Here is a 16,313-nt window from a genome sequence, read left to right on the forward strand (position 1 = left end):
CCAATATAAAAAGCTTTTCAAAAAGCGTTTAAAGCAGCAGCCTCCTAAGACCGCCTCAACATTACAAATGCGTTTATTTTGCATAGCGAAAACTCATAGCTGAATCGAAAATATCTTCTCCCATTGAAACATACTTTAGTGGTATCACCACATTATATTGTATATATTCGCTGTCAGAAAACTCGTATATACCCTGAACGTTCACACTTTGATCCTCACCCAGAGCCGCAATAACACAGCCACGCTTGCCGCCGCCCAGGTCAATTCCACGGTAATCAAGCCAAACATTATCGTCAGATCTGATATCAGCCGACTTTGCATACATATCTAGCATATCATCAACTGTGGTCTTGTCAAGCCGCTGATAATAAGACAATGACAGATTTAACCCGTCATATTTTTCGTCCACTTTGCCGTCAATAAGATTTGCATAGACAATCTTCACATCTCTCGTGCCGTCAAAATCATCTGTAGTTATCTCATGCTTTTCCAACTTTGCGGCAGAAAATCCACCTATCTCAGGCAACTCTAAAGCGGCAGAAAAATCCGAAAGTTCTATGGTCAAACCGTTTTCAATATCATAACGGTCTGTATCCACCGACCCTCCGTTAAACATATCATAAACATAGCTGTCTATGACCATGTAAACGCCACCCGTGGTGATATTCGCAGAAATGCCATTTTTGTCAACGAAACTTTCAAGTTTCGTGAACGTGCTATCCTCGTCAAACTGCATTATAACTGCACTGGCTTTCTGCTCGTCGCTTATTTTGTCGCTAAACTCAAAACGAATGACCCCACCCCCGAAATCAGCGTCAGTATACTTGACAGGTATACTAAGGAGCGGCTCGTCAGAATTTATCATTGCGTTTATACCATAATAATCAGAAAGCATTGCCTCTGCACCAAAATTGCCCTCTACGGTGCATTTGGCTGTATATGGTATTTCGCTAAGGTCACAAACAAGCTCAGGGTCACGAATTATTTCCACCTGCGAACTGTCATCCGTCTGCGAACTTTCCTCCACACCGTTGGGCGCATCTGACACCGCTTCCGCAGTAGTAGTATCTTTCGTTTCTGAAACGCTATCTGCGGCTTCCTCAACAGGTCCGCAGGCGCAAAGTGACACTGACAGCAATGCCGCCAGCAATACGGCTGTTTTTCTGCTATTTTTCATATTAAGTTTCTCCCTATTTTTTTATTTTGTTTACCTTACAAGTCCTTGAAGTCCACCCTTGCCCCCGTAAGAGCGCTTTCCATTATTATTCTTGCGCACTCTGAAAGTGACACTGCGCTTTTGCAGGTCATCATGGCTTTTTGTATGCAAAGTCCGAAAACTATGTGAAGCTCTCCCCTGCCTGCTGACTTCTGCGCTATAGGCAGAAGCGGTTGCCAAAGAAGCTTTATATAGCTTTGGACAGTTTCACCTGTGGTGCAGTTTCTTATTTTGCCAAAGCTTGCGCCCCCTGCATTTGCCGCAGTGTAGCGGAGCATTTCCCCAACGTCCGTAAAAGGCTCGTTATATTTTTTAAGCACTCCTGCGGTAAAAGACCACACTGAGTAGTTATTGCCCACAAGCTTTTCGTCAATGATATCGCCGTAGAAATACTTTCTGCCCGACTTATCAGTGAACACTGTGAAAACGTCCTCCTCTTGAACTCCCTCTGTCATGAAAAGCTTTCTCACGTCCTGCTGACAGGAATAGCCTGCAAGAGAACCTATACAGCACAAAAGGGATTGCGGGTGGACATAGCCCTCGGGGCTTCTCATGGCTCTGAGAAGTCTGTCGAATATTTCAAAGGCACTGCTTTTATATTGTTCAAGTTCCATTTTTATCACCGTTTCTCACGTTTTATCGAATATGCCAAATGCGGCATATCAACGCCGTAATAATGCTTTGTAAAGGTATATTTCACTGTCATGCCGTTTTTCTCGGCAACACGCCTTGAAGCTGTGTTGCTGTCACGAATAATGGAATACACCTCGTCTGCGCCAAGTTTATCAAAGGCAAAGTCTTTGCAGACTTTAGCCGCTTCGGTACAATAGCCTTTGTTCCAGCAGTCACGTCTGAAAAGATAGCCCACTTCCATAACGCTTTCTCTGTCGGTATGCTGAATTGTGATACCGCACTGTCCGATAAGCTCGCCGCTTTCTTTGAGTATCACAGCCCAAAGCCCGAAGCCGTAAATGCGGTATCTCACAAGCTGTTTGCAAAGCCACTCTCTCACTTCTTCATCAGAAAAAGCGTGTTCGTAGGCGTACATACACTTCTCGTCCTGCAAAATTTTGCAAAGAGCGTCAAAGTCGCCCTCGGTGAGCCTGCGCATATAAAGTCTATCTGTTTCGATTATCATGTTTTCGCTCCCCTTTTTATCTTTTTTATCACAAATCTGATGATACCAACATATGCAACCGCAAGCCCAAATCCTCCAAGCAGACCTGTTATGAGCCGACGTTTATTAGTGGACTTTTTCACCCCTGTATACTGCAAGAGCCAATCAAGCATTGTAGTTTCACAGCACAAAACCGCTGTCAGGGCGGATATATTTTTCTTTACGGCTAGCGGAAAGCCTATAAGCTGTCCTGCAAGCACGCCCGTACATCTTGCGCACACAGGAAACTGCCAGCCGTGGAAAAAGAAGCTTCTGTCGGGGCGTTGGTGACAGCCTGCCGACGCACCAAGCTTCATAAGATAAAGCCACAGCGCATATGGGTCTTTTCTCGTTCTCATGCCCTGAACTTATAGTCGCAATCGGGGCATACCCAATAGGAACGTGTTTTTGACTTGCTTTCCATGCCGCAAAGTCCGCAGATAAGCCCTGGCAGTCCGAACAGTATATAGCCGCAGCAGCCTTTTCCAAAGCCATATTTGCCGCTTCTGTAGTCTGTTTCGCTTATAAGCTGACAGTTCCTGCCGCCACATTTTGGACAGCGTTTGCCTGTACAAAAATCTGCCATGGTGTTTTCCGCCTTTCTTTTGTGTGGTGTTTATCAGATAAAATTCAGGGGCTTGACGATCTGAAAAGACCTATCAGCCCGCTGAAAAATTTTATCCTTTGATATTATACGTTTATTTCTGCAACATCGTCAGACACGCCGTTTGCTTCGACAACAGGCTTTACGCAATTTTCGATAAACTCGTCCACCTGCTGTGGGCATCTGCCGATAAAGTTTTCAGGCTTCATTATCTTATCCATTTCTTCCTTTGTTATCATGAACATAGGGTCGTTAAGGATAAGCTCGCAGAGGTTATTATCAAGTCCCTCTTTCTTAACTCTTGCGCCTGCTACCATTGAATATTCTCTTATTCTTTCGTGGAGCTCCTGTCTGTTTCCGCCCTTTTCTACAGCGTCCATCATAATGTTCTCGGTAGCCATGAAAGGAAGCTCTGCCATAACTCTTCTTCTGATGATCTTGTCATATACTACCAAGCCGTTGTCAGGATCTGTAACATTGAGCATGATATTGAGTATAGCGTCAACACCAAGGAAAGCTTCGGCAACGGAAATTCTTTTGTTTGCAGAGTCGTCGAGAGTTCTCTCAAACCACTGTGTACCTGTTGTGAATGCAGGGTTGAGAACGTCGCAGATAACGTATCTGGCAAGTGATGTTATTCTCTCATCTCTCATTGGATTTCTCTTATATGCCATAGCGGAAGAGCCTATCTGATTTTTCTCGAACGGCTCTTCGATCTCCTTGAATGACTGCAAAATTCTTATGTCGTTTGAGAACTTCATAGCAGACTGAGCGATACCAGCGAGAACTGAGCATACCTGATAATCCATTTTTCTTGAATAGGTCTGACCTGAAACAGGAACAACAGCGTCAAAGCCCATTTCCTCGGCTATCATTTTTTCAAGCTCTTTTACCTTATCAGTATCACCATGGAAAAGCTCCATAAATGAAGCCTGAGTGCCTGTAGTTCCCTTTGAGCCGAGGAGCTTGAGGTTAGCAAGTCTGAAATCCAGATCTTCAAGATCCATAAGAAGCTCGTTGCACCAAAGAGTAGCTCTTTTGCCCACTGTTGTGAGCTGTGCAGGCTGGAGGTGAGTATAAGCAAGGCAAGGCATAGCCTTATACTTATCGGCAAACTTTGCAAGCTGGTCGATAACCTTGACAAGCTTTCTCTTTACGACCTTAAGTGCATCTCTCATGATGATAACGTCTGTGTTATCGCCTACATAGCATGAAGTTGCGCCAAGGTGAATGATACCTGCTGCCTTTGGACAAACAAGGCCATAAGCATAAACGTGTGACATAACGTCATGACGAACAAGCTTTTCACGCTCAGCGGCAGCGGCATAATCTATATTATCAATGTTAGCTTCAAGCTCGTCTACCTGCTCCTGAGTAACATTAAGACCGAGCTTCATTTCAGCACGGGCAAGGGCTACCCACAGCTTTCTCCAAGTAGTAAACTTCTTGTCAGCAGAGAAAATAAACTGCATTTCCTTGCTTGCATATCTGGTACAAAACGGGCTTTCATAAGAATTTGTCATTGTTCTTCGACCTCTTTCGTAATATTATATAATGTATACACACTTATTATAGCATATTTTTTGCGAGTTTACAATAGGTTTAAGGAGAAATGTTTACATATCAGGCTTCAAAGGTTCTGCAATTGAAATTCTTGACATTTGTTAATACACGTGATATAATATATCTACATTTTGTTAAGGCAGCCCGCATAAATGCCGTGTGGTGTCGCTTTGAGTAAAAGAGGGTATAATATGAAAAGAAACATAAAAGAAAAGGCTATTCACTACTCAAAAATAATAGCCACTGAAAAAAACTTCACTTTATTTATAATACTCACATTGGTACTGATACCTTTAGGTGAGATCGCAACGCTAGTTCACAACGAGTATTTTGTGTCACAGCCTGTTATCGTTGACTTTGCAGGCTGGGTGGGCAGTATAATGGCAGTGGCATATTTTATCACAAACCGAAAAAAGTATTATCCGTCTGACTTCTTTCTTTTCACATTGTTTATGTTTGCCGTAATATCAAGCGCATTTTCGCATGACAGAAATCAGACTCTTTTCGGTTTCTATTATGACGAATGGTTTATACATTATATGGCATATTTCGCCTTGATGTTTGCAGCAACAAATGTCAAAAAACTTAAATACAAAGAATATATCCTTGCTGCATTTGTTACTGTGACAACTATAAATATAGTACCTAGCGTGTTAGAATCTGTTGGAGCATGGCCATATTATGCGTACTTTGATGCAGAATCTCATGAAGAAAACAAATGGGTGTACGGACTTACCCAAAACTCAAACTTCTATGCGGGAATAAGCACAGTTTTCACTGCTTGCTGCACAATGTTGTTCTTATTTGCCAAGAGCAAAAAGACGTGCATTATACTATTTGTAGCAGACCTCCTATGCTTTTACTGTTCCATATCAACAGGCACAAGAATATCGTTGGTAGGCAACATTTGCTTTATGATATTTGCTGTGATACTTATATTTCTTCTGCACAGAAAAGAGAAGTCAAAATCGGATTTGAAATGTCATTTGAAGCGTTACGGACTTGTTTTGGCGGCATTTGGCGTGATATTCTTTATTCTTGTTAAATTTTTTGGAAGACTTAATGGCGACCTTGAAACTACCATAGGCGAATTTGAGAATATGGGTTCTCTTTCTGCATTTGATTCATTCGGCAGTTGGCGTGGCTATATTTGGCGTATCGGGCTTGAATCTGTGCCTGATTTCTGGCTGACAGGTATCGGACTTGACAATTATCGTGACGCATTTGAATACAGGGCAGATTTTTCTACGCTTCCTTGGTCACAGGGCAAAGGACACAATGAATACATACACATACTTGTTACCGAGGGCGTTTTTGCCTTAGTAAATTACCTTGCGCTTCTGTTTTATGCGTTCTTCACAGGAATGAAGAGCGCGCTCAAAAGCATAAACAAAGATCGTGCGAACGCTGTTGTGACCTGCATTTTTTTGACAATGTTCATTGCCTACACTTCACAGGCTTGCTTCAATAGCAGTGTTGTAAACACTGCGCCTTATTTCTGGGTAGTTCTTGGAATGGTAATGACAAAAAATCATCAGAGACCATTTGGATACAGAAAAAAGCTTAAGCAAAGGCAAAGCAAAAGTTAAATTTCTGTAAATTTTTAAGCAGAAACAGAGCTGTGCTTGACTTTTGGGGGCGGATATGTTATGATATTAAAGCCGCATATTCACGGTCATAAGTGTTTGTATTTGCAGACCACCGTGCGTAGCGAGTTTATTTAAAGGTAGGTGCATTCGTAATGTACGCAGTAATTGAAACAGGCGGAAAGCAGTATCAGGTTAAGCCTGGTGATGAGGTTTTCGTAGAAAAGCTGGACGTAAACGCTGAGGACGCTGTTACTTTCGATAAGGTAATGGTAGTTGGCGCTGACGACGGTATCAAGGTTGGCGCTCCATATGTTGACGGCGCTTCCGTAACAGCTAAGGTCATCAAGAACGGCAAGTCCAAGAAGGTGACTGTATTCACTTACAAGCCAAAGAAGGGCGAAAAGACCAAGATCGGTCACAGACAGCCTTACACTAAGGTTATGATCGAAGCTATCAACGCATAATGATCTGTGCTGATTTTTTCAGAAATGAGCATGACAGGCTTGTGGGATTTCGTATAACGGGTCACGCAGGTTACGCAGATTATGGCGAGGACGTATGCTGTGCAAGTGTATCGTCTGCTGTAATGTTGACGGCTAACACTGTCACTGAGGCTTTTAAGATAAAGGCTGATGTTGCAGTGGAAGAAAACGAAATAATATTAAGGCTTGAAAATGACAGCTCAGAGGAGGGGGACAAGCTAATTTTAGGGCTTCTCACTCATTTATATTTTCTAGCTGAGGAATTTTCAGGCAGGATCAAAGTCACGGTCAGAGATAACTGATCGGACGGATTACATTTTATGGAGGTGTAATTTAGATGATTAAGATTTCAATGCAGTTTTTCGCTCATAAAAAGGGAATGGGTTCTACAAAGAACGGACGTGATTCTGAGTCAAAGAGACTTGGCGTAAAGAGAGCTGACGGTCAGTTCGTACTGGCTGGTAACATCCTCGTTCGTCAGAGAGGTACTCACATTCACCCAGGCGAGAACGTTAAGAAGGGTTCTGACGATACTCTGTTCGCAACAAGCGATGGTGTTGTAAGATTTGAAAGACTCGGTAGAGACCGCAAGAAGGTTTCGGTTTATCCCAAGGCTTAATTTTGTAACATATGACCCTGAGCCTTAGGCTTGGGGTCTTTTGTTGGTTAATGACAACTTAATTTACGCATAATATCATTTATAAGGAGGTTTGATCATGTTTGTCGATCAGGCGAAGATCTATATAAAAGCCGGTGACGGCGGCGACGGTGCAGTTTCATTCCACCGTGAGAAATACGTTGCGGCAGGCGGTCCGGACGGCGGTGACGGCGGTAAGGGCGGAGATATTGTTTTCGTTGTTGACGACAATATCTCAAACCTTATAGATTTCAGATATAAGAGAAAATATGTTGCCGAAAAGGGACAGAACGGCGGCGGCAAAAACTGCTCAGGCAGGAATGCTCCAGACCTTGTGGTGAAAGTTCCTAGAGGCACTGTTGTTAAAGAAATAAAGAGCGGCAGGATACTTGCCGACCTTTCTACCGATGAGCCTGCTGTTATCGCTCACGGAGGCAAGGGTGGGCGTGGAAACGCTCATTTTGCCACTTCCACAAGGCAGATACCGAAGTTTGCAAAGCCGGGTTTCCGTGGTGACGAATATGAGGTAATGCTTGAACTCAAGCTTATTGCAGACGTAGGACTTGTGGGCTTCCCGAACGTTGGTAAATCCACACTTATCTCTGTTGTATCAGCGGCAAAGCCAAAGATAGCCAACTATCACTTCACTACCCTGACGCCTGTGCTTGGCGTTGTTAAGATAGAAGAGGGAAAATCTTTTGTTATGGCAGATATCCCAGGTCTTATCGAGGGTGCGAGCGAGGGCGTCGGTCTTGGTCACGAATTTCTCAGACACGTTGAGAGGTGCAGACTTATCGTTCACGTTATCGACGTTTCAGGCAGCGAGGGCAGAGATCCTATCGAGGATTTCAAGGCGATAAATCACGAGCTTGAAAACTTCTCAATGGAGCTTGCGGAAGCTCCGCAGATAGTTGCCGCAAACAAGAGCGATATGGCTACCCCTGAGCAGGTGGAAAGACTGAGAAACTATGTTGAGGATCAGGGACTTCTGTTCTATGAGATCTCTGCCGCTACCACAAAGGGTACAAAAGAGCTTATGTATGGCGTATGGGAGCGACTTTCTGTTCTGCCGCCTGTTAAGCAGTTTGAAGCTCAGCCGCTCACGCAGGAGGAGATTGACGATAAGCTCATCTCAAAGAAAGACTTCCGTGTTACTGTGGAGGACGGCGTTTATTTCGTGGAAGCAGATTGGCTTCTTGACATACTCAGGACGGCTAATATGGACGACTACTCTTCCCTCCAGTATTTCCAGAACGTACTCAGGACCAGCGGCATAATCGACAAGCTGGAAGAAATGGGTATCGAAGAGGGCGACACTGTTTCTATATTCGACTTTGAGTTTGAATATCTCAGATAGGAGGGAGCGTCACGGGAAAGCTTTCTGATATGGACGCCATGCAATACTCCCCTCTGGCACTGGCTTTTATCGGGGACGGCGTTTACGAGATAAGGGTAAGAGAAAAGCTTATCCTTGAAGCTAATATGCCTGCGGACAAGCTGCACAAGCTCACTGTTGAGAGGGTGTGTGCGGAATATCAGGCAAAGGCTGTTCGCAAGTGGCTTGACGAGGAGCTGCTTAACGAACAGGAAATGGATATTTTCAAAAGGGGCAGAAATGCAAAGGGCATAAATGCTCCGAAACATTCCACTGTGGGGGAATACCGCATGGCGACAGGTTTGGAATGTCTTTTCGGTTTTTTATATCTCACGGGGCGTGAGGAACGTATAGGTGAACTGTTCGAGGCAGCATGGTCTGTGGGCAGCATCAATGAATAATATTACATCAAGGAGTGAATCAAATGTCAGGTCATTCAAAGTGGGAAAACATTAAAAGAAAAAAGGGTGCAACAGACGCTGCAAGAGCTAAGATATTTACAAAGATAGGCAGAGAGATCGCTGTTGTAGTTAAGCAGGGCGGTGCTGATCCTGCAGGTAACGCAAAGCTGAGAGATCTTATCGCAAAGGCTAAGTCAAACAACGTGCCTAACGATAATATCGATAGAATTATCAAAAAGGCAGCAGGCGACGGCGACAAGAACAGCTACGAGTCAATGGTATACGAGGGCTACGGTCCAAGCGGTGTTGCTGTTATCGTTGAGTGCCTTACAGACAACAAGAACAGAACAGCAGGCGATATCCGTCACTTCTTCGACAAGTTCGGCGGAAACATGGGTACATCAGGCTGTGTATCTTTCATGTTCTCTGATGTTGGTACTGTTGTTATGGAGAACAACGGTGCTGACGAGGACAAGATAATGGAGGACTGCTTTGAGGCAGGCGCTGACGATTTCAACGTTGATGACGATGTTATCGAGATATCATGCGACCCTAATCAGGTTTCTTCTGTAAGAGAAGCTCTTGAGGGAATGGGTTACAAGGTACTTTCTGCCGAGGCTGAGAAAGTTCCTTCAAACTACACAACTATCGAAGACGAGGACGCTATCAAAAAGATGGGTCTGCTTCTTGAGCATCTTGAGGACGATGACGACGTTCAGAACGTTTACCACAACTGGGAGAATATGCCGGTTGAAGAGGAAGAATAATCAGGAAAATTTCTGACACTTTACTATTGACATTTACATATAATGTGGTATAATAGAATTAGAAAGATTTATTCTTTTAATAGGGGTTGCGAATCCGTCTAAAATCGCTTTAATAGAGGTCACAGAGCCTTTAAAAATACTGTTTTAATAGGGGTTGCGAATCCGTCTAAAATCGCTTTAATAGGTATTTAAAGGGTCAATTTGTTTTGACCCTTTATTTTTTGTATGGAGATGTATGAACGTGCAGAAGTGGAAAATAATAAACAAGGATTACCTTGACTATCTGAGAGAAAATTATGAGTCGAGGATACCAAGAACAGACTACGGAAATGATAAGCTGAAGCCGTTCTTTGGAGAGCTTATGCGTGTGGGTGACCTTGCATATGTGACGCAGGTATCTTCTGCAAAGCCAAGACACAATAAAATAAAGGCAAATATAGATTTTCAGAAAATAATACATAATGACGTGCTTATAGCTGTTGTAAATCTTAATTATATGTTCCCTGTGCCTGTGTCTGAAATGACAAACCTTGAATACGGAAAAATCGAGGAGTATGTTGATTTCAAAAATGATACTGCCAAAAGCAAATACATTGACCTTCTGAAAAGAGAAATGAAATATATCAAAGAGCTTCCTCTTGAAAATAATGCACGCTCATTGTATGCTCTCAAATATGACAAGCCTGAACACGTAATATCAAAGCGTTGTTTTGATTTCAAAACATTGGAAAATGGTGCGCATAATTGGACGGAGAAGCTCATAAAATAATCATGCAGATATGGGGGACTGACGCTTGCGGGGCGGCAGTCCCTTTTAAGCTTTAAACGACGATTTTTCGGGGATTTTCGTGTTAAAATCGCTGAAAATCCTTGCAGCTTTGCGGTGCTGTTTGTAAGTTGTGCTATTGACATAAAAGGGGTTATAGTATATAATAATCGTATGTGTAGATATTGCCCTGAAAAGATAAAAAATACAGATAATGGGCGATAAGGAAGAAGCAGAAAATGATAGGAGGAAACTTATGAACAAGATTTTTTGTTCTGCTCTGACAGCCGTTGTTGCAGGTGCTATGCTTACAGGCTGTGCCATGCCTTGGGAAAAGGGTGCTGATGACGACGTTGCCCCTGGTGGTTATTCCTATACGGCTGACTCAAATTCAGAACAGAAACAAGCTTATCGCTGGCTCATAGAGCCGACTATAAACGCCGATAATATCATTTCTTTTGACGGAAGTCAGGTCGACCCTAACAACGAAAAGAACACAGCTTATGCCAACTATTCTGTTATCAGACAGAATGGCAAATATGGCATTATAGACTACAGCGGAAACATGGTAGTGCCTGCGGAATATGACGATTACTACACCTGCTGGTGCGGAGAGGTCACGCTTTTCAATATTATAAATGAAAAGAATGATGAATATGAGTATTGCAGTATCGACAGCTCGAATCAGGTAGTATACTATGCGGCGGAACATCATGACAGCTCACCGAAATATTACTGGAACAGCAATGAGGAAAAGATCTATGTAAAGGACGCTGACGAAGAACAGGGCGAAGAATACACTGGCAAAAAGGCTGTTGTGGTATGTGAAGCTGACGTGAAAAAGTCTGACAATGGTTTTTATGACATTTCTCCTGTGAGCGAACCGCTTTACGGGCTTGCTAAAAAGGACAAGCTTATACTTGATATGCAGTACACTGATTTCTATGCCCCTGCATACAAAGGCGCAGGACTTACCTGCATCGCCTTTGAGAACGATGAAGGCAAGTGGGGATATGTTGGTTCTGACGGCAAGACTATAATCGACTTCAAGTGCGACGGTGACATGAGTGCCTATTGCGGAAAGGTGATAGATGACGAGATGGCAGTTCATCCTTATCTTTTCACTGACGATTATCTGCCGGTATCCATAGATTCATCATATGGTTATTATGACATAGACGGCAACTGTATCGTAAAGCCAGGCGAGTTCGATCAGGCAAGACCTGCTCACAACGGCAAGGCATGGGTAATGAAGTCTGGAAAATGGGGCGTTATAGCATTCGGTGACGCACCTGTGGAGGAGGACTCATCAGAGGAAGAGACCACCACAACTACGACCACCACAAGCTACATCACCACGACCACAACTTCAAAGACCACCACAACAACTTCGGTTTCAACTGAAACGAAAAAAGCAACTGAAACTACTCCATCTTTGACACAGCCAAGTGAAACCACTGAGGTGTCAACGAACACGGAAACTGTTACAGAAACAGTAACGGAGCCTGTTACGGAAACTGATCCGCCTGCTCCTGAGCCTGAGCCTGAGCCGACACCTGAACAATAATAAGAATATAAACGGCGTTATCCCACTTTGGGGTACGCCGTTTTTTTGGTGCATGAATATGTGCGGATATTGAAAATGCGTGCATAAACAAAGCATCGAAAGCGGGACGTCGTATTTCTGCAAAGCAGAAATTGCGCCGCTCCCCTACATGGTTTGTGCGTTTTTAATATATTTTTTTTGCTATACAAAAAAAGCTCTGCCGAAACAGAGCTTTTATTTTTTACTGGTTATATATATCTTTCCTGAGAAGTGCTTTGCAGACTTCAAAATCCACTTCGAGAATTGATTGACCGTCAGATGATGTGCCATATGAATAGGAATCATCATCAGGTATTCTCATGGACTTTATCTCGTAATTCATGGAGAATATCGCCTTATAGGTAAGAGCAAAAAGCTGTGTCTGGGACATATTGGTTGTAAGATGTGACATTGATGCTTTTGCGAACTTGTCTATAGTCAGCGGATCTGAGCTTTTCGCCTTTTCGATTATCTTTGTGATAACTGTTCTCTGGCGTTCTGTTCGCTGGAAATCTGCGTTGCCAACATATCTAAGTCTTGCATAGGCAAGTGCCTGATTGCCGTTTACAAGAAGCTTCTTTCCGCCCTTATCAAGATAGTCTGTACCCTTTTTATTGCCAAGAAGCTTGTTTTGCTCTGCCATTGGAGGCTTCATGCCCTCGGCCTCTTCATCGGAAATGTCAAGCTCGATACCGCCAACTGCGTCAACGATATCAACGAATGACAGAAAGTCGATATAAACATAATCGTCAACGGCAATATCAAAATTATACTCTATGGTATCCATAAGAAGCTCTGCACCGCCGTAAACATACGCTGCATTGAGCTTTGACCATGTGTCTATATCATTTCCGTCAGCGTCAATGCCCTTGATATTCACATACATATCACGCATGAAAGAGGTCATTGTTATCTCTTTTGTGGTGCTGTTAATTGAGAGAAGTATCATAGAGTCTGTTCTGCCACGCTCGTCAGCGTTTCTTGTATCAGAGCCTATAAGCAGGATATTTCGTACATCAGAGCTGTTCATGGAAGCATCTGTGTTCGTTCGCTGACCTCTTTGCACCTTGTTCACCATGCCTATGTATCGCCATATAAGCACGTTCGCCAATATGAAAACCACCAAAAGTATGATGATAAGCACCTTGAAAAAGGTTTTTATAGGATGTCTTTTTTTATTTTCCACTTTGTTTTTACATTTTTTGTTCGTCTGATCGTTACGGCTTTTATTATTTTTGCCAAATTGCAGGTCATTATTTCGTCTTTGGGCTGAGGTCTTGTTGCTTTTTGCCGACTTGCCTGAACCTCTCTGCTTGCTCTGTCCGTTCTGTGGACGTGACGTTTGTCTGCTCTGTGTCTGCCGTCTTGGAGTGCTTTCTCTGTATGAGCCTGAGTGATCTGATGATGAACGGCTTCCCTGCCCGTATGACTGAGCTGTACCCTGTGTATGATCATCAGGGTAGCCAGCGTCATAGTAATCGTCAAAGTCGTTCACGCCCTCGTCTATTTGCTGAACACGCTGTCCGCCAGCACCGCTTATGCGATTGAACTCGTCAAGCTGTCGCTGATATTCCTGTTCGTAGTAGTCCTGAGGCTTATTATCGTTTGTGTAGTTTTGTTGTCTGTCTTTATTAGCCACCTGACTGCACCTCCGTTCATTTTTACAATACCAATATTATAGTACATATCAGGCTTATTGTCAATGACAGAAAAAAAGGCGGAGCTTTTTCCAGCGTCCGCCTTTTTATTTTTACGTTGTTGTGGAGAAGCGGGCGAATAGTGTTCGCCCCTACAAGCCAATGCCGTTTTTATGGGCATTTGCAGGTCTACACATAGCCTTATTTTATTCTGCTGCTTCTTAGGGCATTGAGGATAGCTATTACGGCTACGCCAACGTCTGCGAATACCGCAAGCCACATTCCTGCAAGTCCCAATGCACCGAATATAAGCACAAGGGCTTTTACTCCAAGGGCAAAAATTATATTCTCTCTTACTATTGTCATAGTCTTTCGGGATATCTTTACTGCGTCTTCTATGCTTGACGGATCGTCGTTCATAAGCACAACGTCTGCGGCTTCAATGGCAATATCTGAGCCTAAGCCACCCATTGCGATACCGATATCGGCTCTTGCGATAACAGGTGCGTCATTTATTCCGTCCCCTGCGAATGCAACAAGTCTGCGGTCGGGGTCTTTTATAAGCTGTTCGACCTTTTCAACCTTGTTTTCAGGGAGAAGCTCACTGAAGAATGTTTTTATGCCCACTTTCTTTGCCACCTTTTCGGCGGTATCTTTCTTATCCCCTGTGAGGAGGACAGTTTCAACGCCAAGCTCTCTAAGTCTTGAAACGGCTGTGGCGGAGGTTTCTTTTATTTCGTCGCCAAGGAGTATCTCGCCTATGAACTTGCCGTCAAGGGCAACATAAACTGCCGTTGCAGAGTCTTCTGAGCTTTGTGCGGCAATGCCGTTTGTTTCAAGAAGTGCTTTCTTTCCGCAAAGTATCTCCTTGCCGTCAAGCTTTGCTCTTACGCCGTTTCCTGCTATCTCTTCAACATCAGAAAGTCTTGCACCGTCTATTTCCTTGCCGTATCTCTGCACTATGGAGATACCGATAGGGTGAGTTGACATACTTTCTGCATATGCGGCGGCTTCAAGGAGGATATCCTGTGAAACGCCCTGTGGGTTTACACTGAGGACAGTGAACTTGCCCTTTGTGAGCGTACCTGTTTTATCAACTGCGAGAGTTTTGCACTTCGCCATTGTTTCGAGATTTTTTGCGCCTTTGATAAGGATACCCTTTTTAGAAGCTCCGCCTATTCCTGCGAAGAACGAAAGAGGCACTGAGATAACAAGTGCGCATGGGCAGGATATTACAAGGAACAGAAGTCCTCTATAGAGCCATTTTGAGAACTGGTCAAAGCCCAGAATGAAGCTTGGTATAAACACGAGTGCAAGTGCAGCAATTACTACCGCAGGGGTATAAACTCTTGCAAAACGTGTGATGAACTTTTCGGTCTTGGCTTTTCTTTCGCTGGAGTTTTGCACCATATCGAGAATTTTCGACACTGCAGACTCGTGGAAGGTATTTGTGACCCGAACTTTGAGAAGTCCTCTCAGGTTTGTTGAGCCACTGAGGACGCTGTCCCCTGCTTTGACCTCGACCGGAAGAAACTCACCGGTAAGTGCTGATGTATCAAGCTCTGATTCGCCTTCTGTTACGATACCGTCAAGAGGTATTCTCTCGCCTGTTTTTACGGCGATCATCTCGTCCTTGAGGATATCCTCAGGAGGAAGCTCGTATGTTTTGCCGTTTCTTACAACTGTTACAGACTCAGGCTTAAGCTCCATAAGCTTTGTGATAGATTTTCTTGACTTCTCTACTGCGATATTCTGGAAAAGCTCACCCACCTGGAAGAACAGCATAACGGCTGCACCCTCACGGAAATCTTTAAGTGCAAATGCGCCCACTGTTGCGATAGTCATGAGCAGAGATTCGTCAAAAGCCTCGCCTTTAACAAGGTTTCTTACAGCGGCGATAACAACGTCAAGACCTGCGATAAGGTAAGCAACTATTGCAAGGCCTGCACTGAGATACTCACATACAGTGCCGCTTCCAAGCTTATCCAAAAGCATTGATGCGATAAAGAACACGATAGCCACAGAGAGCTTGACTATCTCGCCCTTATGGTCATTCACAGGCTCTTCCTCTGCTGTCTGAGCACCATAATCCTTAACAGTAACGTCAGGCTCAAGCTGATGGACGGTATCCTCTATCATGATACGCAGGTCGGGATTAGAGCCGTCTGTTTTGACAGTAAGTTTTTTGCTGATAAAATCGACGTTTGATGAAATAACGCCTGCAAGCTCACCCACACGGTTTGCTATCTTTTCACCGCAGTTAGGGCAATCGAGATCCTCCAGCTTCAGATAGAGAGTTTTCTCAGCGCAATCGCCAAGCTCTTTCACGCTAACGTCAGGTTCAAGCTTATGGACGACATTTTCTATCTCGGTAAAGAGGGCGTTTTTATCGCCGTCAAAATCAACTGTGAGCTTTTTATTGATAAAGTCAAGGTTAGAGCTTTTAACGCCTGAAAGCTCGCCCACACGTTTCTCGATCTTTTCCGAACAATGAGGACAATCGAGTTCCTTAAGAAGCAAAGTCATTTTACTCAT

Annotated in this window: 17 protein-coding genes; 9 read left to right on the forward strand and 8 right to left on the reverse strand. The window is 43.8% G+C overall.

Annotated features, from left to right (window positions below):
• Positions 1–73: 73 nt before the first annotated feature.
• The 6 genes from RBI_RS08200 to purB form a co-directional block, all read right to left on the reverse strand.
• Positions 74–1,177, reverse strand: a complete 1,104-nt coding sequence (locus RBI_RS08200) for a hypothetical protein (RefSeq protein WP_038672259.1) — start codon at positions 1,175–1,177, stop codon at positions 74–76.
• Positions 1,178–1,212: 35 nt separating this feature from the next.
• Positions 1,213–1,830, reverse strand: coding sequence for a hypothetical protein (locus tag RBI_RS08205; RefSeq protein WP_022288726.1), 618 nt, complete (start codon positions 1,828–1,830; stop codon positions 1,213–1,215).
• 5 nt (positions 1,831–1,835) lie between these two features.
• Positions 1,836–2,354 (reverse strand): GNAT family N-acetyltransferase, encoded by a 519-nt coding sequence (locus tag RBI_RS08210; RefSeq protein WP_038672261.1) that lies wholly within the window; start codon positions 2,352–2,354, stop codon positions 1,836–1,838.
• On the reverse strand, positions 2,351–2,731 hold the full coding sequence (locus RBI_RS08215) for a DUF2085 domain-containing protein (protein ID WP_038672264.1): 381 nt from the start codon (positions 2,729–2,731) through the stop codon (positions 2,351–2,353). The genes RBI_RS08210 and RBI_RS08215 overlap by 4 nt, the downstream gene beginning before the upstream one ends.
• On the reverse strand, positions 2,728–2,958 hold the full coding sequence (locus RBI_RS08220) for a hypothetical protein (protein WP_022288729.1): 231 nt from the start codon (positions 2,956–2,958) through the stop codon (positions 2,728–2,730). Before RBI_RS08220 ends, RBI_RS08215 begins: the two co-directional genes overlap by 4 nt.
• 104 nt (positions 2,959–3,062) lie before the next feature.
• Positions 3,063–4,499, reverse strand: a complete 1,437-nt coding sequence (purB, locus tag RBI_RS08225) for an adenylosuccinate lyase (RefSeq protein WP_038672266.1) — start codon at positions 4,497–4,499, stop codon at positions 3,063–3,065.
• A gap of 231 nt (positions 4,500–4,730) precedes the next feature.
• Between purB and RBI_RS08230 the strand changes: the two genes are divergently transcribed.
• From RBI_RS08230 to RBI_RS08270, 9 genes are all read left to right on the forward strand, one after another.
• A complete protein-coding gene (locus tag RBI_RS08230) occupies positions 4,731–6,128 on the forward strand; it encodes an O-antigen ligase family protein (protein WP_038672269.1) in 1,398 nt (465 codons plus the stop codon).
• A gap of 152 nt (positions 6,129–6,280) precedes the next feature.
• Positions 6,281–6,592 carry a 50S ribosomal protein L21 gene (gene rplU / locus RBI_RS08235; RefSeq protein WP_022288731.1) on the forward strand — a complete coding sequence of 104 codons (312 nt, stop codon included), beginning with the start codon at positions 6,281–6,283 and terminating at the stop codon, positions 6,590–6,592.
• Positions 6,592–6,912 (forward strand): ribosomal-processing cysteine protease Prp, encoded by a 321-nt coding sequence (locus RBI_RS08240; RefSeq protein ID WP_038672271.1) that lies wholly within the window; start codon positions 6,592–6,594, stop codon positions 6,910–6,912. Before rplU ends, RBI_RS08240 begins: the two co-directional genes overlap by 1 nt.
• Positions 6,913–6,947: 35 nt before the next feature.
• Entirely contained in the window at positions 6,948–7,229 is a 282-nt protein-coding gene (rpmA, locus tag RBI_RS08245; RefSeq protein ID WP_022288733.1) for a 50S ribosomal protein L27, read from the forward strand.
• A 97-nt stretch (positions 7,230–7,326) separates the two neighbouring features.
• On the forward strand, positions 7,327–8,604 hold the full coding sequence (gene obgE / locus RBI_RS08250) for a GTPase ObgE (protein WP_038672273.1): 1,278 nt from the start codon (positions 7,327–7,329) through the stop codon (positions 8,602–8,604).
• Positions 8,605–8,633: 29 nt separating this feature from the next.
• The gene (locus RBI_RS08255) at positions 8,634–9,023 is read left to right on the forward strand and encodes a Mini-ribonuclease 3 (protein ID WP_038672275.1); all 390 of its coding nucleotides are present in this window, start codon (positions 8,634–8,636) and stop codon (positions 9,021–9,023) included.
• A 23-nt stretch (positions 9,024–9,046) separates the two neighbouring features.
• On the forward strand, positions 9,047–9,790 hold the full coding sequence (locus RBI_RS08260) for a YebC/PmpR family DNA-binding transcriptional regulator (RefSeq protein ID WP_038672277.1): 744 nt from the start codon (positions 9,047–9,049) through the stop codon (positions 9,788–9,790).
• 241 nt (positions 9,791–10,031) lie between these two features.
• Entirely contained in the window at positions 10,032–10,559 is a 528-nt protein-coding gene (locus RBI_RS08265; protein ID WP_158455134.1) for a type III toxin-antitoxin system ToxN/AbiQ family toxin, read from the forward strand.
• Positions 10,560–10,812: 253 nt separating this feature from the next.
• Positions 10,813–12,123, forward strand: a complete 1,311-nt coding sequence (locus tag RBI_RS08270) for a WG repeat-containing protein (protein WP_051706675.1) — start codon at positions 10,813–10,815, stop codon at positions 12,121–12,123.
• 220 nt (positions 12,124–12,343) lie between these two features.
• On the opposite strand, the gene RBI_RS08275 is transcribed toward RBI_RS08270, so the two are convergent.
• Entirely contained in the window at positions 12,344–13,780 is a 1,437-nt protein-coding gene (locus RBI_RS08275; protein ID WP_051706678.1) for an LCP family protein, read from the reverse strand.
• A 199-nt stretch (positions 13,781–13,979) separates the two neighbouring features.
• Positions 13,980–16,313: a heavy metal translocating P-type ATPase gene (locus tag RBI_RS08280; RefSeq protein WP_038672280.1), complete on the reverse strand. Its 2,334-nt coding sequence runs from the start codon at positions 16,311–16,313 to the stop codon at positions 13,980–13,982.

Origin of the sequence: Ruminococcus bicirculans (ex Wegman et al. 2014), assembly GCF_000723465.1 — a bacterium.
GTDB classification, from domain to species: Bacteria; Bacillota; Clostridia; order Oscillospirales; family Ruminococcaceae; genus Hominimerdicola; species Hominimerdicola aceti.